The sequence below is a fragment of the Enterobacter sp. GER_MD16_1505_Eko_090 genome (genome assembly GCF_003331015.1).
In the GTDB taxonomy this organism is placed as follows: Bacteria; Pseudomonadota; Gammaproteobacteria; order Enterobacterales; family Enterobacteriaceae; genus Enterobacter; species Enterobacter roggenkampii.
In genome coordinates this window covers 39210-55872 of the sequence record NZ_PUQF01000022.1, presented here as the reverse complement: position 1 = coordinate 55872, position 16663 = coordinate 39210, and the positions used below count along the sequence as shown (strand labels likewise).

12 protein-coding genes and 4 tRNA genes are annotated in these 16663 nt (G+C 56.6%); 11 read left to right on the top strand and 5 right to left on the bottom strand.

What is annotated here, in order from left to right; all coding sequences use genetic code 11:
* The first annotated feature begins 2 nt into the window (after window positions 1–2).
* The 10 genes from rffA (at window position 3) to C6A40_RS20925 (ending at window position 7697) form a co-directional block, all read left to right on the top strand.
* A complete protein-coding gene (rffA, locus tag C6A40_RS20970; protein WP_039025160.1) occupies window positions 3–1133 on the top strand; it encodes a dTDP-4-amino-4,6-dideoxygalactose transaminase in 1131 nt (376 codons plus the stop codon).
* A 1-nt stretch (window position 1134) separates the two neighbouring features.
* Entirely contained in the window at window positions 1135–2385 is a 1251-nt protein-coding gene (wzxE, locus tag C6A40_RS20965) for a lipid III flippase WzxE (RefSeq protein ID WP_008501558.1), read from the top strand.
* On the top strand, window positions 2382–3461 hold the full coding sequence (locus C6A40_RS20960) for a TDP-N-acetylfucosamine:lipid II N-acetylfucosaminyltransferase (RefSeq protein WP_045336956.1): 1080 nt from the start codon (window positions 2382–2384) through the stop codon (window positions 3459–3461). Before wzxE ends, C6A40_RS20960 begins: the two co-directional genes overlap by 4 nt.
* Complete coding sequence (wzyE, locus tag C6A40_RS20955) at window positions 3458–4810, top strand: ECA oligosaccharide polymerase (protein ID WP_045336954.1); 1353 nt, start codon at window positions 3458–3460, stop codon at window positions 4808–4810. Before C6A40_RS20960 ends, wzyE begins: the two co-directional genes overlap by 4 nt.
* Window positions 4811–4822: 12 nt before the next feature.
* Complete coding sequence (gene wecG, locus C6A40_RS20950) at window positions 4823–5563, top strand: lipopolysaccharide N-acetylmannosaminouronosyltransferase (protein WP_045336952.1); 741 nt, start codon at window positions 4823–4825, stop codon at window positions 5561–5563.
* A 197-nt stretch (window positions 5564–5760) separates the two neighbouring features.
* Window positions 5761–7146 carry a bifunctional threonine/serine APC transporter ThrP gene (gene thrP / locus C6A40_RS20945; protein WP_021242842.1) on the top strand — a complete coding sequence of 462 codons (1386 nt, stop codon included), beginning with the start codon at window positions 5761–5763 and terminating at the stop codon, window positions 7144–7146.
* 102 nt (window positions 7147–7248) lie between these two features.
* Window positions 7249–7325 (top strand) — tRNA-Arg (locus C6A40_RS20940).
* A gap of 67 nt (window positions 7326–7392) precedes the next feature.
* Window positions 7393–7468: transfer RNA gene (locus C6A40_RS20935), tRNA-His, on the top strand.
* Window positions 7469–7489: 21 nt separating this feature from the next.
* Window positions 7490–7575, top strand: a tRNA-Leu gene (locus tag C6A40_RS20930).
* A gap of 45 nt (window positions 7576–7620) precedes the next feature.
* A tRNA-Pro gene (locus C6A40_RS20925) sits at window positions 7621–7697 on the top strand.
* 506 nt (window positions 7698–8203) lie between these two features.
* On the opposite strand, the gene C6A40_RS20920 is transcribed toward C6A40_RS20925, so the two are convergent.
* The 5 genes from C6A40_RS20920 to hemC all read right to left on the bottom strand — a co-directional run bounded on the left by C6A40_RS20920 (window position 8204) and on the right by hemC (window position 13685).
* Window positions 8204–9415 carry an MFS transporter gene (locus C6A40_RS20920; protein WP_045336950.1) on the bottom strand — a complete coding sequence of 404 codons (1212 nt, stop codon included), beginning with the start codon at window positions 9413–9415 and terminating at the stop codon, window positions 8204–8206.
* 172 nt (window positions 9416–9587) lie between these two features.
* Complete coding sequence (gene hemY, locus C6A40_RS20915; protein ID WP_008501551.1) at window positions 9588–10787, bottom strand: protoheme IX biogenesis protein HemY; 1200 nt, start codon at window positions 10785–10787, stop codon at window positions 9588–9590.
* 2 nt (window positions 10788–10789) lie between these two features.
* Complete coding sequence (gene hemX, locus C6A40_RS20910) at window positions 10790–11986, bottom strand: uroporphyrinogen-III C-methyltransferase (protein ID WP_045336949.1); 1197 nt, start codon at window positions 11984–11986, stop codon at window positions 10790–10792.
* Window positions 11987–12006: 20 nt separating this feature from the next.
* Complete coding sequence (gene hemD / locus C6A40_RS20905) at window positions 12007–12747, bottom strand: uroporphyrinogen-III synthase (protein WP_023345088.1); 741 nt, start codon at window positions 12745–12747, stop codon at window positions 12007–12009.
* A complete protein-coding gene (hemC, locus tag C6A40_RS20900; protein WP_021242846.1) occupies window positions 12744–13685 on the bottom strand; it encodes a hydroxymethylbilane synthase in 942 nt (313 codons plus the stop codon). Before hemC ends, hemD begins: the two co-directional genes overlap by 4 nt.
* 349 nt (window positions 13686–14034) lie before the next feature.
* Between hemC and cyaA the strand changes: the two genes are divergently transcribed.
* Window positions 14035–16578, top strand: a complete 2544-nt coding sequence (cyaA, locus tag C6A40_RS20895; RefSeq protein ID WP_008501547.1) for a class I adenylate cyclase — start codon at window positions 14035–14037, stop codon at window positions 16576–16578.
* Window positions 16579–16663: the final 85 nt, after the last annotated feature.

Genomic DNA, 16663 nt, shown 5'->3' with positions numbered 1-16663 from the left:
AGATGATTCCATTTAACGCACCACCCGTCGTCGGAACGGAACTCGACTATATGCAGTCTGCCATGGGCAGCGGCAAACTCTGCGGTGACGGCGGTTTCACCCGTCGCTGTCAGCAGTGGATGGAACAGCGTTTTCGCAGCGCCAAAGTACTGCTGACCCCGTCCTGTACGGCATCGCTGGAAATGGCCGCACTGCTGCTGGATATCCAGCCCGGCGATGAAGTGATCATGCCGAGCTACACCTTCGTTTCCACGGCGAATGCGTTTGTTCTGCGCGGGGCGAAAATCATCTTTGTGGATATCCGTCCGGATACCATGAACATTGATGAGACGCTGATTGAAGCGGCGATCACCGACAAAACGCGCGCGATCGTGCCGGTTCACTACGCGGGCGTGGCCTGTGAAATGGACACCATCATGGCCATCGCCAAAAAACATAACCTGTTTGTGGTGGAAGATGCCGCGCAGGGCGTGATGTCGACCTACAAGGGACGCGCGCTGGGCACCATCGGCCACATCGGCTGCTTTAGCTTCCACGAAACCAAAAACTACACGGCAGGCGGAGAGGGTGGCGCGACGCTGATTAACGACCGGGCACTCGTGGAGCGTGCGGAAGTGATCCGCGAAAAAGGCACCAACCGCAGCCAGTTCTTCCGCGGCCAGGTAGACAAATATACCTGGCGCGATATTGGCTCCAGCTATCTGATGGCGGATCTGCAGGCCGCGTACCTCTGGGCGCAGCTGGAAGCCGCGGATCGCATCAACCTGCAGCGTCTCTCCCTGTGGCAAACCTATTACGATGCGCTGGAACCTCTGGCAAAAGCCGGGCGTATTGCGCTGCCAACGATTCCGGCGGATTGCGTCCACAACGCGCACATGTTCTACATCAAGCTGCGCGATAACGACGACCGCAGCGAGCTCATCGCCTGGCTGAAAGAAGCCGAAATTATGGCGGTGTTCCACTATATCCCGCTGCACTCCAGCCCGGCGGGCGAAGCGTTTGGAACGTTCGCGGGTGAAGACCGTTACACCACCAAAGAAAGTGAGCGGTTGCTTCGTCTGCCACTGTTCTACAACCTCGCGCCAGTTAACCAGCGTACGGTGATTAATACCCTCCTGAGTTATTTCGGCTGATATGTCTCTGGCAAAAGCATCGGTGTGGACCGCCGCGTCCACGCTTGTAAAAATTGGGGCCGGGCTGTTGGTCGTCAAGCTCCTGGCCGTCTCATTTGGCCCGTCAGGAGTGGGGCTGGCGGGTAATTTCCGTCAGCTTGTCACCGTCCTTGGCGTGCTGGCCGGTGCCGGTATCTTCAACGGCGTCACCAAATACGTTGCGCAGTATCATGATGATGCGGCCCAGCTTCGGAGGGTCGTGGGCACCTCGTCGGCGATGGTCACGGGTTTTTCGACCCTGATGGCGATTATCTTTCTGCTGGCGGCAGCGCCCATCAGCCAGGGATTATTCGGTCACACCCACTATCAGGGGCTGGTGCGTCTGGTCGCATTGGTTCAGATGGGGATTGCCTGGGCTAACCTGCTGCTGGCGCTGATGAAAGGGTTTCGTGATGCTGCCGGGAACGCGCTTGCGTTGATCCTGGGCAGCGTCATCGGCGTGATTGCCTATTATTTCTGCTATCGCCTGGGTGGCTATGAAGGCGCACTGCTGGGGCTGGCGCTGGTTCCGGCGCTGGTGGTTGTGCCTGCGGCATTTATGCTGATGCGTCGGGGCGTCATTCCGCTGAGCTACCTGAAACCGCAATGGGACTCGATGCTTGCCAGCCAACTGGGTAAATTTACCCTGATGGCGCTCATCACCTCCGTCACGCTGCCGGTGGCCTACGTGATGATGCGAAACCTGCTGGCGGCGCACTATAGCTGGGATGAGGTCGGGATCTGGCAGGGCGTAAGCAGTATTTCCGATGCCTATCTTCAGTTTATTACGGCTTCCTTTAGCGTTTACCTGCTGCCAACCCTGTCGCGTCTGACGTCCAGACAGGACATAACGCGCGAGATTTTCCGATCGCTGCGCTTTGTATTGCCGGCCGTCGCGGCTGCCAGCTTTACCGTCTGGTTATTGCGCGATGTCGCCATCTGGCTGCTGTTCTCGGCGAAGTTCACCGCCATGCGCGATCTCTTTGCCTGGCAGCTGGTGGGTGATGTACTGAAAGTGGGGGCTTACGTTTTCGGCTATCTGGTGATCGCGAAAGCGTCCCTGCGGCTCTATATCCTGGCGGAAATTAGCCAGTTTGTTTTACTGACGGCATTTTCACACTGGCTGATACCGACGCACGGTGCGCTGGGGGCGGCCCAGGCCTACATGGCAACCTATATCGTTTATTTCGCCGCCTGTTGCGGTGTATTTTTATTGTGGCGTAAACGCGCATGACTGCACTGATTCACATCCTGGGATCGGATATCCCCCACCATAACCAGACCGTTTTGCGGTTCTTCAACGACGAGCTGGCATCGGGCGATCCTGATGCGCGTGAGTTTATGGTTGCAGGTCAGGATAAGGGCCTGAGCGAGGCGTTTCCGGCACTGACGATTCGCTTCTGGCCGGATAAGGCCTCACTGGCGAAGGCGGTGGTTGCCAAAGCCAAAGCGGATCGTAAGCAACGTTTCTTTTTCCACGGGCAGTTCAATACCGGCCTGTGGCTGGCGCTTCTCAGCGGAGGGATTAAACCCTCCCAGTGCAGCTGGCATATCTGGGGAGCCGATCTTTATGAAGTCTCCCGCGGCTGGAAATTCCGTCTTTTTTATCCCCTGCGCCGCATGGCTCAGGGGCGCGTAGGCTGCGTTTTTGCTACCCGCGGCGATCTCAACTATTTTGCTAAACAGCACCCGAACGTGCTCGGCGAGTTGCTCTATTTCCCCACCCGCATGGATCCGGCGCTGAACGCCATGGCGAATGACGCGGTGCGTGAAGGCAAGCTGACGATTCTGGTGGGGAATTCCGGCGATCGCAGTAACGAACATGTCGCGGCGCTCAGGGCGGTGCATCAGCAGTTTGGCGACACGGTGAACGTGGTGGTGCCGATGGGCTATCCCGCCAACAACAGCGCCTATATCGACGAGGTTCGTCAGCAGGGGCTGGCGCTGTTTAGCGCTGAAAATCTGCACATCCTCAGCGATAAGCTGGAATTTGATGAATATCTTGCGCTGCTGAGAAAATGCGATCTCGGTTATTTCATCTTTGCCCGGCAGCAGGGGATTGGCACGCTGTGCCTGCTGATTCAGGCAGGTGTACCGTGCGTGCTCAACCGCGACAACCCGTTCTGGCAGGACATGGCCGAGCAGCATATTCCGGTGCTGTTTACCTCAGACACGCTGAATGTCGAGGTGGTACGTGAAGCTCAACGTCAGCTCACGCTGGTGGATAAAAACAGCATCGATTTTTTCAGCCCGAATTATCTCACGCCGTGGCACCGCGCGCTGCGTATCGCTGCAGGAGACAAAGCATGAGTCAGTTGCAATTCAGCGGCTTACTGGTTGTCTGGCTTCTGAGCAGCCTGTTTATCGCCACGCTCACCTGGTTTGAATTCCGGCGCGTGCGCTTCAACTTTAACGTCTTCTTCTCGTTACTGTTTCTGCTGACGTTCTTTTTCGGCTTCCCGTTGACCAGCATACTGGTCTTCCGTTTTGACGTGAGCGTCGCGCCGCCGGACATTCTGCTCCAGGCGCTTCTGGCGGCGACCTGCTTCTATGCGGTCTACTACGTCACGTATAAAACGCGTCTGCGTTCAGCGCAGGCTGCAGCCCCACGCAGGGCGCTCTTTACCATGAATCGGGTGGAAACCCACCTGACATGGGTGATGCTGATGACTATCGCCCTGGTCAGCGTTGGCATCTTCTTCATGCATAACGGCTTCCTGCTTTTTAAACTCCACTCCTACAGCCAGATTTTTTCGGCAGAAGTCTCGGGCGTGGCGCTTAAGCGTTTCTTCTACTTCTTCATCCCGGCGATGCTGGTGATCTTCTTCCTGCGCCAGGACAGCAAAGCGTGGCTGTTCTTCCTGGTCAGTACCGTCGCGTTTGGCATCCTGACCTACATGATTGTGGGCGGTACGCGCGCGAACATCATCATCGCCTTTGCGATCTTCCTGTTTATCGGCATTATCCGCGGCTGGATCTCGCTCTGGATGCTGGTTGCAGCAGGCGTGTTTGGTATTGTGGGGATGTTCTGGCTGGCGCTGAAGCGCTACGGGATGAACGTGGCGGGTGATGAGGCGTTTTACACGTTCCTTTACCTCACGCGCGATACCTTCTCGCCATGGGAAAACCTGGCACTGCTGCTGCAAAATTATGACAGGATTGATTTCCAGGGGCTGGCGCCGATTGTTCGCGACTTCTACGTCTTTATTCCTTCCTGGCTATGGCCGGACCGTCCTGGCGTGGTGCTGAATACGGCGAATTACTTCACCTGGGAAGTGCTGAACAACCATTCCGGTCTGGCAATTTCTCCTACGCTGCTCGGTTCCCTGGTGGTGATGGGCGGGGCGTGGTTCATTCTCCCCGGAGCGGTTGCCGTGGGGCTGATTATCAAGTGGTTCGACTGGCTTTACCTGCGTGGCAATGAAGAGACCAACCGCTATAAAGCGGCCATTTTGCACAGTTTCTGCTTTGGTGCCATTTTCAATATGATCGTTCTGGCGCGCGAAGGTCTGGACTCGTTCGTTTCGCGCGTGGTGTTCTTCATGGTCGTTTTCGGCATCTGCCTGTTACTGGCCAAACTGTTGTACTGGCTGTTTGACAGCGCCGGGCTTGTGCACAAGCGCGAGCGGCAGGGCAGCACAACGCTGTCTCAAGTCTGAGTAAGGATAGTAATGACTGATAGAATTTCTGCACCGCGCTATGCGCTACGTGGTCTGCAGCTGATTGGCTGGCGCGACATGCAGCACGCGCTGGATTTTCTGTTCGCCGACGGCCAGATGAAATCCGGTACGCTGGTGGCCATCAACGCGGAAAAGATGCTGGCGGTTGAGGATAACGCGGAAGTCAAAAGCCTGATAGACGCGGCCGAATTTAAATACGCGGACGGGATCAGCGTGGTTCGCTCTATCCGTAAAAAGTATCCTGACGCTAATGTTTCCCGCGTGGCGGGTGCCGATCTCTGGGAGCAGCTTATGGCCCGTGCAGGCGCGCAGGGAACGCCCGTGTTCCTGATTGGCGGGAAGCCGGAGATACTGGCCCAGACGGAAGAGAAACTGCGTCGTCAATGGAATGTTAATATTGTCGGCAGCCAGGATGGTTACTTCAAACCGGAAGATCGGCAGGCGCTGTTTGAGCGCGTTCGTGACAGCGGGGCGACGATTGTCACCGTGGCGATGGGGTCCCCGCGTCAGGAGATCCTGATGCGTGACTGTCGTCTGGTCTGCCCGGATGCCCTCTACATGGGCGTTGGCGGCACATATGACGTCTTTACCGGCCACGTCAAGCGTGCGCCAGCGGTCTGGCAACATCTGGGGCTGGAGTGGCTGTATCGCCTGCTATCGCAACCGACACGCATTAAACGCCAGATCCGTCTGCTTCGCTACCTCGCCTGGCATTACACCGGGAAAATGTAATCAAAATGTAGCGCGATATGCTATTCGCGCTGCAACTCGCCTGCAAAACTGCTGATAATCTGTGCAATGCATTCATTTTTTTTATGCATCGTTTGCCATTTGGCACATTTTAAGAAACCATTCGCTCCGTATTTTAGTCCCCCTAAAAAACAATACCCGGTCTTAAGTCGGGAAACAGCAAACACAATCGAGGATCTATGGCAGAGAAAAAACAGGAGCTACAGCGTGGGCTGGAAGCTCGTCATATTGAACTGATAGCGCTGGGCGGCACTATCGGCGTGGGCCTGTTTATGGGCTCCGCAAGCACGCTCAAGTGGGCAGGCCCTTCCGTATTACTGGCGTACATTATTGCCGGGCTGTTTGTTTTCTTCATCATGCGTTCCATGGGCGAAATGCTCTTCCTGGAGCCGGTAACCGGCTCCTTCGCCGTTTACGCGCACCGGTATATGAGCCCCTTTTTCGGCTACCTGACAGCCTGGTCATACTGGTTCATGTGGATGGCGGTGGGCATCTCCGAGATCACCGCGATAGGGGTCTACGTCCAGTTCTGGTTCCCGGACATGGCCCAGTGGATACCCGCGCTTATTGCCGTGGGGCTGGTGGCGCTGGCAAACCTGGCCGCCGTGCGTCTTTATGGTGAGATCGAGTTCTGGTTCGCGATGATTAAAGTCACCACCATCATCGTGATGATTGTTGTCGGCCTGGGCGTGATTTTCTTCGGCTTTGGCAACGGTGGACACGCTATCGGTTTCGGTAACCTGACCGAAAACGGCGGCTTCTTTGCCGGCGGCTGGAAGGGTTTCCTGACGGCGCTGTGTATCGTTGTGGCTTCGTATCAGGGCGTGGAGCTGATCGGTATTACTGCCGGTGAAGCGAAAAATCCTCAGGTCACGCTGCGTAGCGCGGTGGGCAAAGTGCTGTGGCGCATCCTGATTTTCTATGTGGGCGCGATCTTCGTTATCGTAACCATCTTCCCGTGGAACGAAATTGGCACGACGGGCAGCCCGTTTGTTTTAACCTTTGCCAAAATTGGCATCACGGCGGCGGCGGGCATCATCAACTTTGTGGTCCTGACGGCCGCGCTGTCAGGGTGTAACAGCGGGATGTACAGCTGTGGGCGTATGCTCTATGCGCTCTCGAAGAATAACCAGCTGCCTGCGGCGATGAGCAAAGTGTCACGTGCTGGCGTGCCGGTGGCGGGCGTGGCGGTTTCGATTGCGATCCTGCTGATTGGTTCTTGCCTGAATTACATCATTCCCAATCCGCAGCGGGTGTTTGTTTACGTCTACAGCGCCAGCGTCCTGCCGGGCATGGTGCCGTGGTTTGTTATCCTCATCAGCCAGCTGCGTTTCCGTCATGCGCATAAAAAGGCGATTGAAAGCCATCCGTTCCGTTCAATTCTGTTCCCGTATGCGAACTATTTAACGATGGCGTTCCTGATTTGCGTATTAATCGGAATGTACTTTAATGAAGATACCCGCATGTCGCTGTTTGTCGGGATGATCTTCCTGGCCGCTGTAACGGCTGCCTATAAGCTTTTTGGTCTCGGTCGCCGTGCCACCACGCAGAAAGTGGAGGAATAAGCGGCAAAATGTGCAAACGATAACCAAACGCGCATTTTTTTCAAAAAAGCACTAGACAGCGGGGACGGAGGTACGTAATATCCAGCCCCGCAACGGCGCTAAGCGCCCGTAGCTCAGCTGGATAGAGCGCTGCCCTCCGGAGGCAGAGGTCTCAGGTTCGAATCCTGTCGGGCGCGCCATTTTAGTCCCGGCGCTAGAGCTGCGGTGGTCTGAGAAGTAGTCAGTACCGCGTGAAAGAATACAGTGGTGGCTATAGCTCAGTTGGTAGAGCCCTGGATTGTGATTCCAGTTGTCGTGGGTTCGAATCCCATTAGCCACCCCATTATTGAAAGAGTTGTGAATTGCGAAGGTGGCGGAATTGGTAGACGCGCTAGCTTCAGGTGTTAGTGTCCTTAGGATGTGGGGGTTCGAGTCCCCCCCCTCGCACCACGACTTTTTAAATGAATTGAACTAAAAATTCAAAAAGCAGTACATCGGCGAGTAGCGCAGCTTGGTAGCGCAACTGGTTTGGGACCAGTGGGTCGGAGGTTCGAATCCTCTCTCGCCGACCAATTTTGAACCCCGCTTCGGCGGGGTTTTTTGTTTTCTGCCACTTTTCACCCCTGTAGTGATTCCCCGACAGCGCCCTGTTTCATTGTCGCGATTCAGCGACATATAATGCATTGAAAATAAACATATTTACTATCCATAGGTTTTGCTGTCTCCTCCTGGCGACATATTTCTGCGTTGACCGATATGTTGTAGCGATTAAGACGACGCTTAACAGCATAATTTCCTTTTATCTTAAAATGTTGCGTCATGTAAAAGTTCTGCGTGTCATGTTGGCACGTTACGTGCAATAATATGCGTGTAGATGCTCATTCCATCTCTTATGTTCGCCTTCGTGCCTCATAAACTCCGGAATGACGCAGAGCCATTTACGGTGCTTATCGTCCACTGACAGATGTCGCTTCGGCCTCATCAGACACCATGGACATAACGTTGAGTGAAGCACCAAATATGTTGTCTTACAGACCTGTTTTAACGCCTGCTTTTATAGCAGGCGTTTTTTTATGCCTTATTCCCGATACCGGCGCACGATCAGGGCAACCATCACCAGGGCCGCTGACGAGACAGCATAGAGTGCGGCTACTGAGCCAAACCCGGCAGCCACTGCCGCTGCGATGCCGGTGAAGAGAGAGGCGCTGAGCGTTTGCCAGCGCCAGGCTTTACCACTGGCCGAAGCGGTTTGCGTAATATGAAAACTACTGAGAACGCCAAACGTCCCGGCCGCGAACAGAACATTCGAAGCCAGATGCGCGATAAAGATCATCCCCAGCGCACATGCCATCCACCCGGACAACAACGGCAGCATTCCATAAGCGGCCAGAAAGATGCCGAGACAAACGATGATGCGTGGCGTGCGAGCGGCAAAGCGCGTCAGGCTCTCTTTTTTTAGCAACATGGGGCCGCAAAGCTGTCCCAGGCTCCTGGCGAAAAGCAGCGGCAAAGCAAGGCCCGCCGCATCCTGAGGATGGAGTTGCTGTGCCAGTGCCGGAAGCAGTGCCATGGCCGGCGAGCCGACGGCCGCCAGCGCTGGCAGGATGAGCAGACTGCGTTTCTGCCGAACGGTCAACGTCCGCCAGCGTAATGCCGCAGGGGCTTCCTCTTCCTCGAGGGACGGGAGTGATGGCGCTGAAAACCGGCGTCCAGCCAGCCATAGCATGAGCAGTGACCCGAGAAAGCTGGCGGCATCAATGGCCAGCAGGGTAAATACGGATATCTTCTGAAACAGCACCACGCCCAGGCCGGTCCCCAGCAAAACCTGAGAAGCAAAAATCACATTTTCCAGACAGGTCGCAGCAGGCAGCTCCGCTTCGCTGAGACCGCGCTTGAAGAGCAACGTCAGCGCGGGCCAGCTCATCCCGCTGAGCAGCGCTTCGGTGGATTGCACGGCGAGTAACGCGGTAACGCTGTGATAACCCACACCAAGGAGGGGAAAGAGCAGGGCGAGCAATCCCAGTGCCTCGGTCAGTATCAGCAGGGCGATCGGAGAACATCGGGAGCACAGCTTTTCGCCGATCGTACTTCCGATAAACCCCGGCACCGTAGCGAAAAGAAAAGCGAGGGTGAGCAGTGCGGGCGGGGCTGACCATGCTAACAGCAAGCCGAAGACCACGACCTGGGTTAAGCCATTCCCCAGCGAAGAAAAGATAAAAGCACAAGCAAGGAGGCGCAGCCAGCGGTGGCAGCGCAGCGCTTCAATCAGCGCATACAGAAGCGAGTTCATGACGATTTCCTTTCAAAAACGATTTAATCCACGCTGCAGAATGTGCGCGTGTGTGAGAAAAAGTTAATGAAAAGAGATCGTTACATTGGCGGGCTCGTTTGCGGATGCAGGTGTAAAGAATGTAGCAGCAGAAAGGCGATAAAAAAAGGAGGCCGTTTGGCCTCCTTTTTGATTATTGCTGGGTACCGTTGTTTTGCAGGGTCAGCAACAGCCCGTCACGGCGCATGGCGGCGGCCTCTTCCGGCTTATGCTGCTTGTCCAGCGTATCGGCAAGCCAGGCGTAGTCGAAGGCGTCCGGACGCTGCTTCAGCGCTGCACGGAAGGCGAGGCTCGCCTCCTGCCATTCGCCGTGCTTCATCAACGACTGGCCGAGCGTGCTCCACAGCAGCGGTCGATCGCCGACGGTTTTAATCTGCTGACGCAGCACTTTTTCGATTTGCTCAGGATTGTTGGTTTTCAGGCGCGGGATCACCATCACCAGACGATCGTCGTACTGACGCTTCAGACCGTCGAGGAGGATCTCCTGAGCCGTGTCGTGATCGTCACATTCGATGAGATGTTCCGCCATCGCCACCTGCAGAGGAACCTGCTGACGCGTTTTACGGCTCTGATTCTTCCACCACGTTTTCAGACCGTCGCTGCCCAGGTCTGCGCGCGCCTGATCCATCAGGCCAATCCACGCCAGACGCTGAAGCTCATCACGATGTTCATCGTCGCCCACCTCGGCCTTCGCCATCGACGGAATGATGTCCAGCAGTGAGCCCCAGGCGCCGGTACGAATATAGGCCTGCTCGGCAAGGCGCAGCACTTCCGGATGACGCGGCGCGACTTCCAGCAGACGGTCGATGCCGTGGCGAGCCGCGTGATTCTCATTGCGTGCCAGCTGCAGACGAACGCGCGTGATTTCCACCGGAATCGGGTCGCCGTGAGCCAGCTCAGCCGCTCGCTCCAGGTGCTGATTAGCGCGGGCTTCGTCACCACGCTGCTGCGCCGCTTCGGCCGCCAGCAGATAGTTCACCACCGGCTGTTCGGCATGGTCGGCGTTTTTCGACATCAGCTTTTCAACCTGCTGATAGTCACCCTCTGCGAGCTTAAGCAGCGCCTGCTCGGTCTGTTTACGGGCGCGACGGCGCTTACGGCCAACGAACCAGCCGCGGGTATGGGCACCGGTACGGAAAATACGGCGCAGGATCCACTCGATCGCAAACAGCACCACCACGCCAAGGATCAGAATGATCGTCAGACCCGTTACGCTGGTTTCAATGTTGTAGTTATCGGTCTGGATCAGGACATAACCCTGATGACCCGCAAGCATAGGCCCCAGGACGATCCCGGCGATCAGCAGGATAAAGAGTAAGAGGACTTTTAGCATCGTTACTCTCCCTGCGGTGCGCTTTCAGGCGCAGGAGCCGGAGCAGGTGCCGCTCCGCCCGTTTGCTCAGCCGGCACGCCCGGCTGCGCCAGCAGGTTACGCACGCGCGTCTGCATCAGTTTCTCCAGAATCGGCTGGCTGGTCAGCTTGTCCGGCACGTTCATGGTGATGTTCTGCTGACTCAGCTTATCAATGTCTTCGAGGAAGGCGGTGGTCGTCGCATCATCGGTGTTGTAGTAAGCGCGTACCCACGTTGAGACGTTATCCAGCGCCTGTTTATAGGTCTCTTCCTGATGACGCGGCACGGCCTGGGCCGCCACCAGCAGGCGGGAACGAATGTTCTCGCGCAGATAGATGTCCTGGTTCGGCGCGAGCAGCGGTACGGCAGTTTCGTCGCGACGGCGGATAGTGATAAAGCTGTCCATAAAGTTCTGCCAGCTTTTCTGCAGGTTTATGCGCCATTCGCTCAGCGAGCTGGAAAGCTCCGTACCGTCGGAATCCATCGGGGAGTCGTCGTCGTTGTTATCCGCCAGCTGCAGGTTATCAATCTGATTCGACAGCTGATTCACTTTAAGGATAATGCCGTCGTAATCCACCTGCGAAACGGCGGAGAGGCTGGCGATGTCTGCGGTAATCGCGCGACGGGCGGTAATGAGGCTCGGGTCGTTCATGTCCGCCAGGCTTGCATCGGCGCTTTTCAGCAGCGCGGCGGCAGTGGTGACGTCCTGATCGCTCCAGAGCTTACGTCCGGCGAGCTTCACCAGGAAGTCAGCCTGCGAGAGCAGCCAGGTTTTGGCATCGGTGCCGGAAATCGTGGCGACTTTCTGCTGCACTTCACCCAGCTGTTTGGTCAGCCCTTCCTGTTTGCTGTTCGCTTCGGCAAGCGCGGCGGCCTGCTGCTTAATCACGGCTTCCAACTCGGTTTTCTGCGTCTCCTGCTCTTTTTGCAGGGCAGTGAGCTGATTCACCAGCGCATCGCTGGTGGACGTCTGGTTAGCGCTCTGTTGCTTCACCAGCCCGTAGAGGCCAGCCCCCGCTGCCAGCGCAATGGCGATGGCAATCGCGCTCAGCGTGAGGCTTGTTTTGTTGCTGCCGTTTTTCTTCTCAGCGGTTTTCTCAGTCGTCTCTGGCTGTGGCGTCGTCTCCACAGTCTCCCTGGTCTCTTCAACCACGGCGGAGGATTTGTCGTGTTCCGTCATTATGGCTTCCCATTTGAGAGTTATTGTAATGCGCGCAGCAGCGCATCGTTGTCGGCGTTATCAGCGATCCGAATATCCTGCCAGCCCAGTTCCCGGGCCTGGTTCGCCAGACGCTCACTGACGACCAGAAGCCGACAGCGGAGTAACCAGTTTTCGCGATACCAAAGCGGTATCAGCGCCCAAAGCTGTTGTAACATTTCACCGCTGGTGACCACCAGCGTATTGATGCCTCGCGCGTGCCAGCGCATCGCCTCTTCCGCGCCATCGTAGTGTTTTGCACAGCGCTGATAGCACTCAACGAACGTCACGTTCGCACCACGTTCACGCAGCGTTTCGCCCAGCAGCTCGCGCCCCCCATTGCCGCGCAAAATGAGCGCACGCTTTCCGGCAACAGTTTGTAATTCAGGTAATTGTAGCAAGACTTCAGTGATTTCCCGATCTAACGGGTAACGAACGTCCGCGCCGCTTACGGTATGCAGCGCCAGTGCCGTTGTGCGGCCAATCGCGAAATAGCCGGGGGCGGTTGGCCAGGCCATGTCCTGCTGCTGCAGCTGTGCGTGGGCAAATTCCACGGCATGCTGCGACAGCGCAAACAGCAGGTCACCGTCCTGAAGGGTATTCATCTGGTCGGCGAGCGCAGAGAGCTCGCGACCGGGGGAGAATTCAATGAGCGGAAAACTCCAGGCCACCTGCCCCAGTGTGCGCAGACGGCTCACTAACTGCTCTCCTGCGGGAGAAGGGCGGGTGACGAGAATACTCATGCAGGGGGCTCTCCATTATATACGTCAGCCAGGATCTCGCGGGCGCCGTTATCCAGTAACTCTTCCGCCAGCGACACGCCAAGCTGCTCGGCATCTTGCGCGTTACCGCGACGTTCGCCGCGCACCATCTGCGAACCGTCCGGGGCGCCTACCAGCGCGCGCAGCCACAGTTCGCCATTCGTCAATTCAGCATAGCTGCCAATTGGCACCTGGCACCCGCCTTCGAGGCGGGTATTCATCGCCCGCTCCGCTTTTACGCGCGTAGCGGTTTCGTCATGATTCAGTGGGGCAAGCAGCTCGCGAGTACGCGCATCGTCCAGACGGCACTCGATGCCGACGGCACCCTGGCCAACAGCGGGCAGTGAGAGCTCTGGCGGCAGCGCTACGCGAATACGTTCTTCCAGCCCCAGACGCTTCAGGCCGGCAACGGCGAGGATAATGGCATCGTAATCGCCGTTATCCAGCTTGCCCAGACGCGTGCCGACGTTACCGCGCAGCGAGCGGATGATCAGGTCAGGACGACGCTCCGCCAGCTGACACTGACGGCGTAAACTGGACGTGCCAACCACGCTACCCGCTGGCAGCGCGTCGAGCGAGTCATAGCGGTTAGAGACAAACGCATCGCGCGGGTCTTCGCGCTCGCAGATGGTCACTAGCCCCAGCCCTTCCGGGAACTCGACGGGCACATCTTTCATCGAATGTACGGCGATATCGGCGCGGTTCTCAAGCAATGCCAGTTCCAGTTCTTTGACAAACAGGCCCTTGCCGCCCACTTTCGCCAGCGGCGTATCGAGGATCACGTCACCGCGCGTGACCATCGGCACCAGCTCGACGCGCAATCCACTGTGGCAGGCTTCCAGGCGCTGCTTCACATAATGTGCCTGCCAGAGCGCGAGAGGGCTTTGGCGTGTGGCAATTCTCAAAACATTGTCTAACATGCTTGTTACCGTCATTATCAATCGCTAACCATCCTAACATTGTTGACTCTGGGATGGCAGTTTTACGGTTGATGAAGAGTGAGAGGGACAAGGCGGCGTATTCGTCAGCCAGAGCCGTATTCAGGAATTTACACGTACAGAACGGTGCTACACTTGTATGTAGCGCATCTTTCTTTACGGTCAATCGGCAAGGTGTTAAATTGATCACGTTTTAGACCATTTTTTCGTCGGTACCACCAAAAATGATAAGGGCGAAAAAGGGTAACGGTTATCTTTTTGAAATACTGCGGGTCCGCTGTTACTCGTGTTTTGAATAGCTGCGACACCCGGAAACATCAGGCGATACGTCTTGTACCTCTATATTGAGACTCTGAAACAGAGACTGGATGCCATAAATCAACTGCGTGTGGATCGCGCGCTTGCTGCTATGGGCCCTGCTTTCCAGCAGGTATACAGTCTGCTGCCAACATTATTGCACTATCACCACCCGCTGATGCCTGGCTACCTTGATGGTAACGTTCCCCAGGGCATTTGCCTTTTCACGCCTGATGAAACCCAACAGCATTATTTGAACGAGCTGGAACTCTACCGGGGCATGCCGCCACAGGAGTCCCCGAAAGGTGAACTGCCGATTACCGGCGTTTACTCTATGGGGAGCACCTCATCGGTAGGGCAAAGCTGTTCTTCTGACCTGGACATCTGGGTCTGTCATCAGTCCTGGCTCGATAACGAAGAGCGTCAGCTGCTGCAGCGTAAATGCAGCCTGCTGGAGAGCTGGGCGGCCTCGCTCGGCGTGGAAGTGAGCTTCTTCCTGATTGATGAAAACCGTTTCCGCCATAACGAAAGCGGCAGTCTGGGTGGTGAGGACTGCGGCTCGACCCAGCACATCTTATTGCTGGATGAATTCTACCGTACTGCCGTTCGCCTGGCCGGGAAACGTATTCTGTGGAATATGGTCCCGTGCGAAGAAGAAGAGCATTACGACGATTACGTCATGTCGCTTTATGCGCAGGGCGTACTGACGCCAAACGAATGGCTGGACCTCGGCGGTCTCAGCTCACTGTCTGCGGAAGAGTATTTCGGCGCAAGCCTCTGGCAGCTCTATAAGAGTATCGACTCACCGTACAAAGCGGTGCTGAAAACGCTGCTGCTTGAAGCCTACTCTTGGGAATACCCGACGCCGCGCCTGCTGGCAAAAGACATCAAGCAGCGCCTGCACGACGGGGAGATCGTCTCCTTCGGGCTGGACGCTTACTGCATGATGCTCGAGCGCGTAACCGAATACCTGAAAGCCATTGATGACACCACGCGTCTTGACCTGGTACGTCGATGTTTCTATCTCAAAGTCTGTGAGAAGTTGAGCCGCGAACGCGCCTGCGTGGGCTGGCGTCGTGAAGTGGTCAGCCAGTTAGTGAAAGAGTGGGGATGGGACGACGCGCGTCTGTCCATGCTCGACAACCGGGCCAACTGGAAAATCGATCAGGTGCGAGAAGCGCACAACGAACTGCTCGATGCGATGATGCAAAGCTACCGTAATCTGATCCGCTTTGCGCGCCGCAACAATCTCAGCGTTTCCGCCAGCCCGCAGGACATCGGGGTATTGACCCGTAAGCTGTACGCCGCGTTTGAAGCGCTGCCGGGTAAAGTCACGCTGGTTAACCCGCAGATTTCGCCTGACCTGTCAGAACCGAACCTGACCTTTATCTACGTGCCGCCGGGCCGCGCGAACCGCACCGGGTGGTATCTGTACAACCGTGCGCCAAGCATGGATTCCATCATCAGCCATCAGCCGCTGGAATATAACCGCTATCTGAACAAGCTGGTGGCCTGGGCCTGGTTTAACGGCCTGCTGACCTCGCGCACGCGCCTGTTTATCAAAGGCAATGAGGTGGTCGATCTCGCTAAGCTGCAGGAGATGGTCGCGGATGTGTCGCACCACTTCCCGCTGCGTCTGCCTGCGCCGACGCCAAAAGCACTCTACAGCCCGTGTGAGATTCGCCATCTGGCGATCATCGTCAACCTGGAATACGACCCGACGGCGGCCTTCCGTAATCAGGTGGTCCATTTTGACTTCCGCAAGCTGGATGTCTTTAGCTTTGGCGAGCAGCAAAACTGCCTGGTGGGCAGCGTGGACCTGCTGTACCGCAACTCGTGGAACGAAGTGCGTACCCTGCACTTCAACGGCGAGCAGGCGATGATCGAAGCGCTGAAAACCATTCTTGGCAAGATGCACCAGGATGCCGCGCCGCCGGACAGCGTGGAAGTGTTCTGCTACAGCCAGCACCTGCGCGGGTTGATTCGTACCCGCGTGCAGCAGCTGGTCTCCGAGTGTATCGAGCTGCGTCTCTCCAGTACCCGTCAGGAAACCGGGCGCTTTAAAGCGCTGCGCGTCTCCGGCCAGACCTGGGGCCTGTTCTTTGAACGTCTCAACGTGTCGGTACAGAAGCTGGAAAACGCCATTGAATTCTACGGCGCGATTTCGCATAACAAGCTGCATGGCCTGTCGGTGCAGGTGGAAACCAACCACGTTAAGCTCCCGCAGGTGGTGGACGGCTTTGCCAGTGAAGGGATTATTCAGTTCTTCTTTGAAGAGTCGGGCGACGATGCCGGGTTCAACATCTACATTCTGGATGAGACCAACCGCGCCGAGGTGTATCACCATTGTGAAGGCAGTAAAGAGGAGCTGGTGCGCGACGTCAGCCGCTTCTACTCCTCTTCGCATGACCGCTTTACCTACGGCTCAAGCTTTATCAACTTTAACCTGCCGCAGTTCTACCAGATTGTGAACGTCGATGGCCGTGCGCAGGTGATCCCGTTCCGCACTCAGGCCGTCACGCCTGCCGCGCCTGCCAATCAGGACACCGCGCCGCTGTTGCAGCAGTATTTCTCCTGAGCCTTTTCGCCGGGTGGCTAATGCTTACCCGGCCTACGGTTCGAGCCGTTGTAGGCCCGGTAAGGCGCAGCCGCCACCGGGCAAC

What these genes read in the sequence shown, in the direction of transcription:
- hemY (WP_008501551.1), bottom strand. Translation starts at nt 10,787, where the DNA reads ATGCTAAAAGTCCTCTTACTCTTTATCCTGCTGATCGCCGGGATCGTC.
- C6A40_RS20960 (WP_045336956.1), top strand. Translation starts at nt 2,382, where the DNA reads ATGACTGCACTGATTCACATCCTGGGATCGGATATCCCCCACCATAAC.
- wzyE (WP_045336954.1), top strand. Translation starts at nt 3,458, where the DNA reads ATGAGTCAGTTGCAATTCAGCGGCTTACTGGTTGTCTGGCTTCTGAGC.
- hemD (WP_023345088.1), bottom strand. Translation starts at nt 12,747, where the DNA reads ATGAGTATTCTCGTCACCCGCCCTTCTCCCGCAGGAGAGCAGTTAGTG.
- C6A40_RS20920 (WP_045336950.1), bottom strand. Translation starts at nt 9,415, where the DNA reads ATGAACTCGCTTCTGTATGCGCTGATTGAAGCGCTGCGCTGCCACCGC.
- wecG (WP_045336952.1), top strand. Translation starts at nt 4,823, where the DNA reads ATGACTGATAGAATTTCTGCACCGCGCTATGCGCTACGTGGTCTGCAG.
- hemC (WP_021242846.1), bottom strand. Translation starts at nt 13,685, where the DNA reads ATGTTAGACAATGTTTTGAGAATTGCCACACGCCAAAGCCCTCTCGCG.
- wzxE (WP_008501558.1), top strand. Translation starts at nt 1,135, where the DNA reads ATGTCTCTGGCAAAAGCATCGGTGTGGACCGCCGCGTCCACGCTTGTA.
- thrP (WP_021242842.1), top strand. Translation starts at nt 5,761, where the DNA reads ATGGCAGAGAAAAAACAGGAGCTACAGCGTGGGCTGGAAGCTCGTCAT.
- hemX (WP_045336949.1), bottom strand. Translation starts at nt 11,986, where the DNA reads ATGACGGAACACGACAAATCCTCCGCCGTGGTTGAAGAGACCAGGGAG.
- rffA (WP_039025160.1), top strand. Translation starts at nt 3, where the DNA reads ATGATTCCATTTAACGCACCACCCGTCGTCGGAACGGAACTCGACTAT.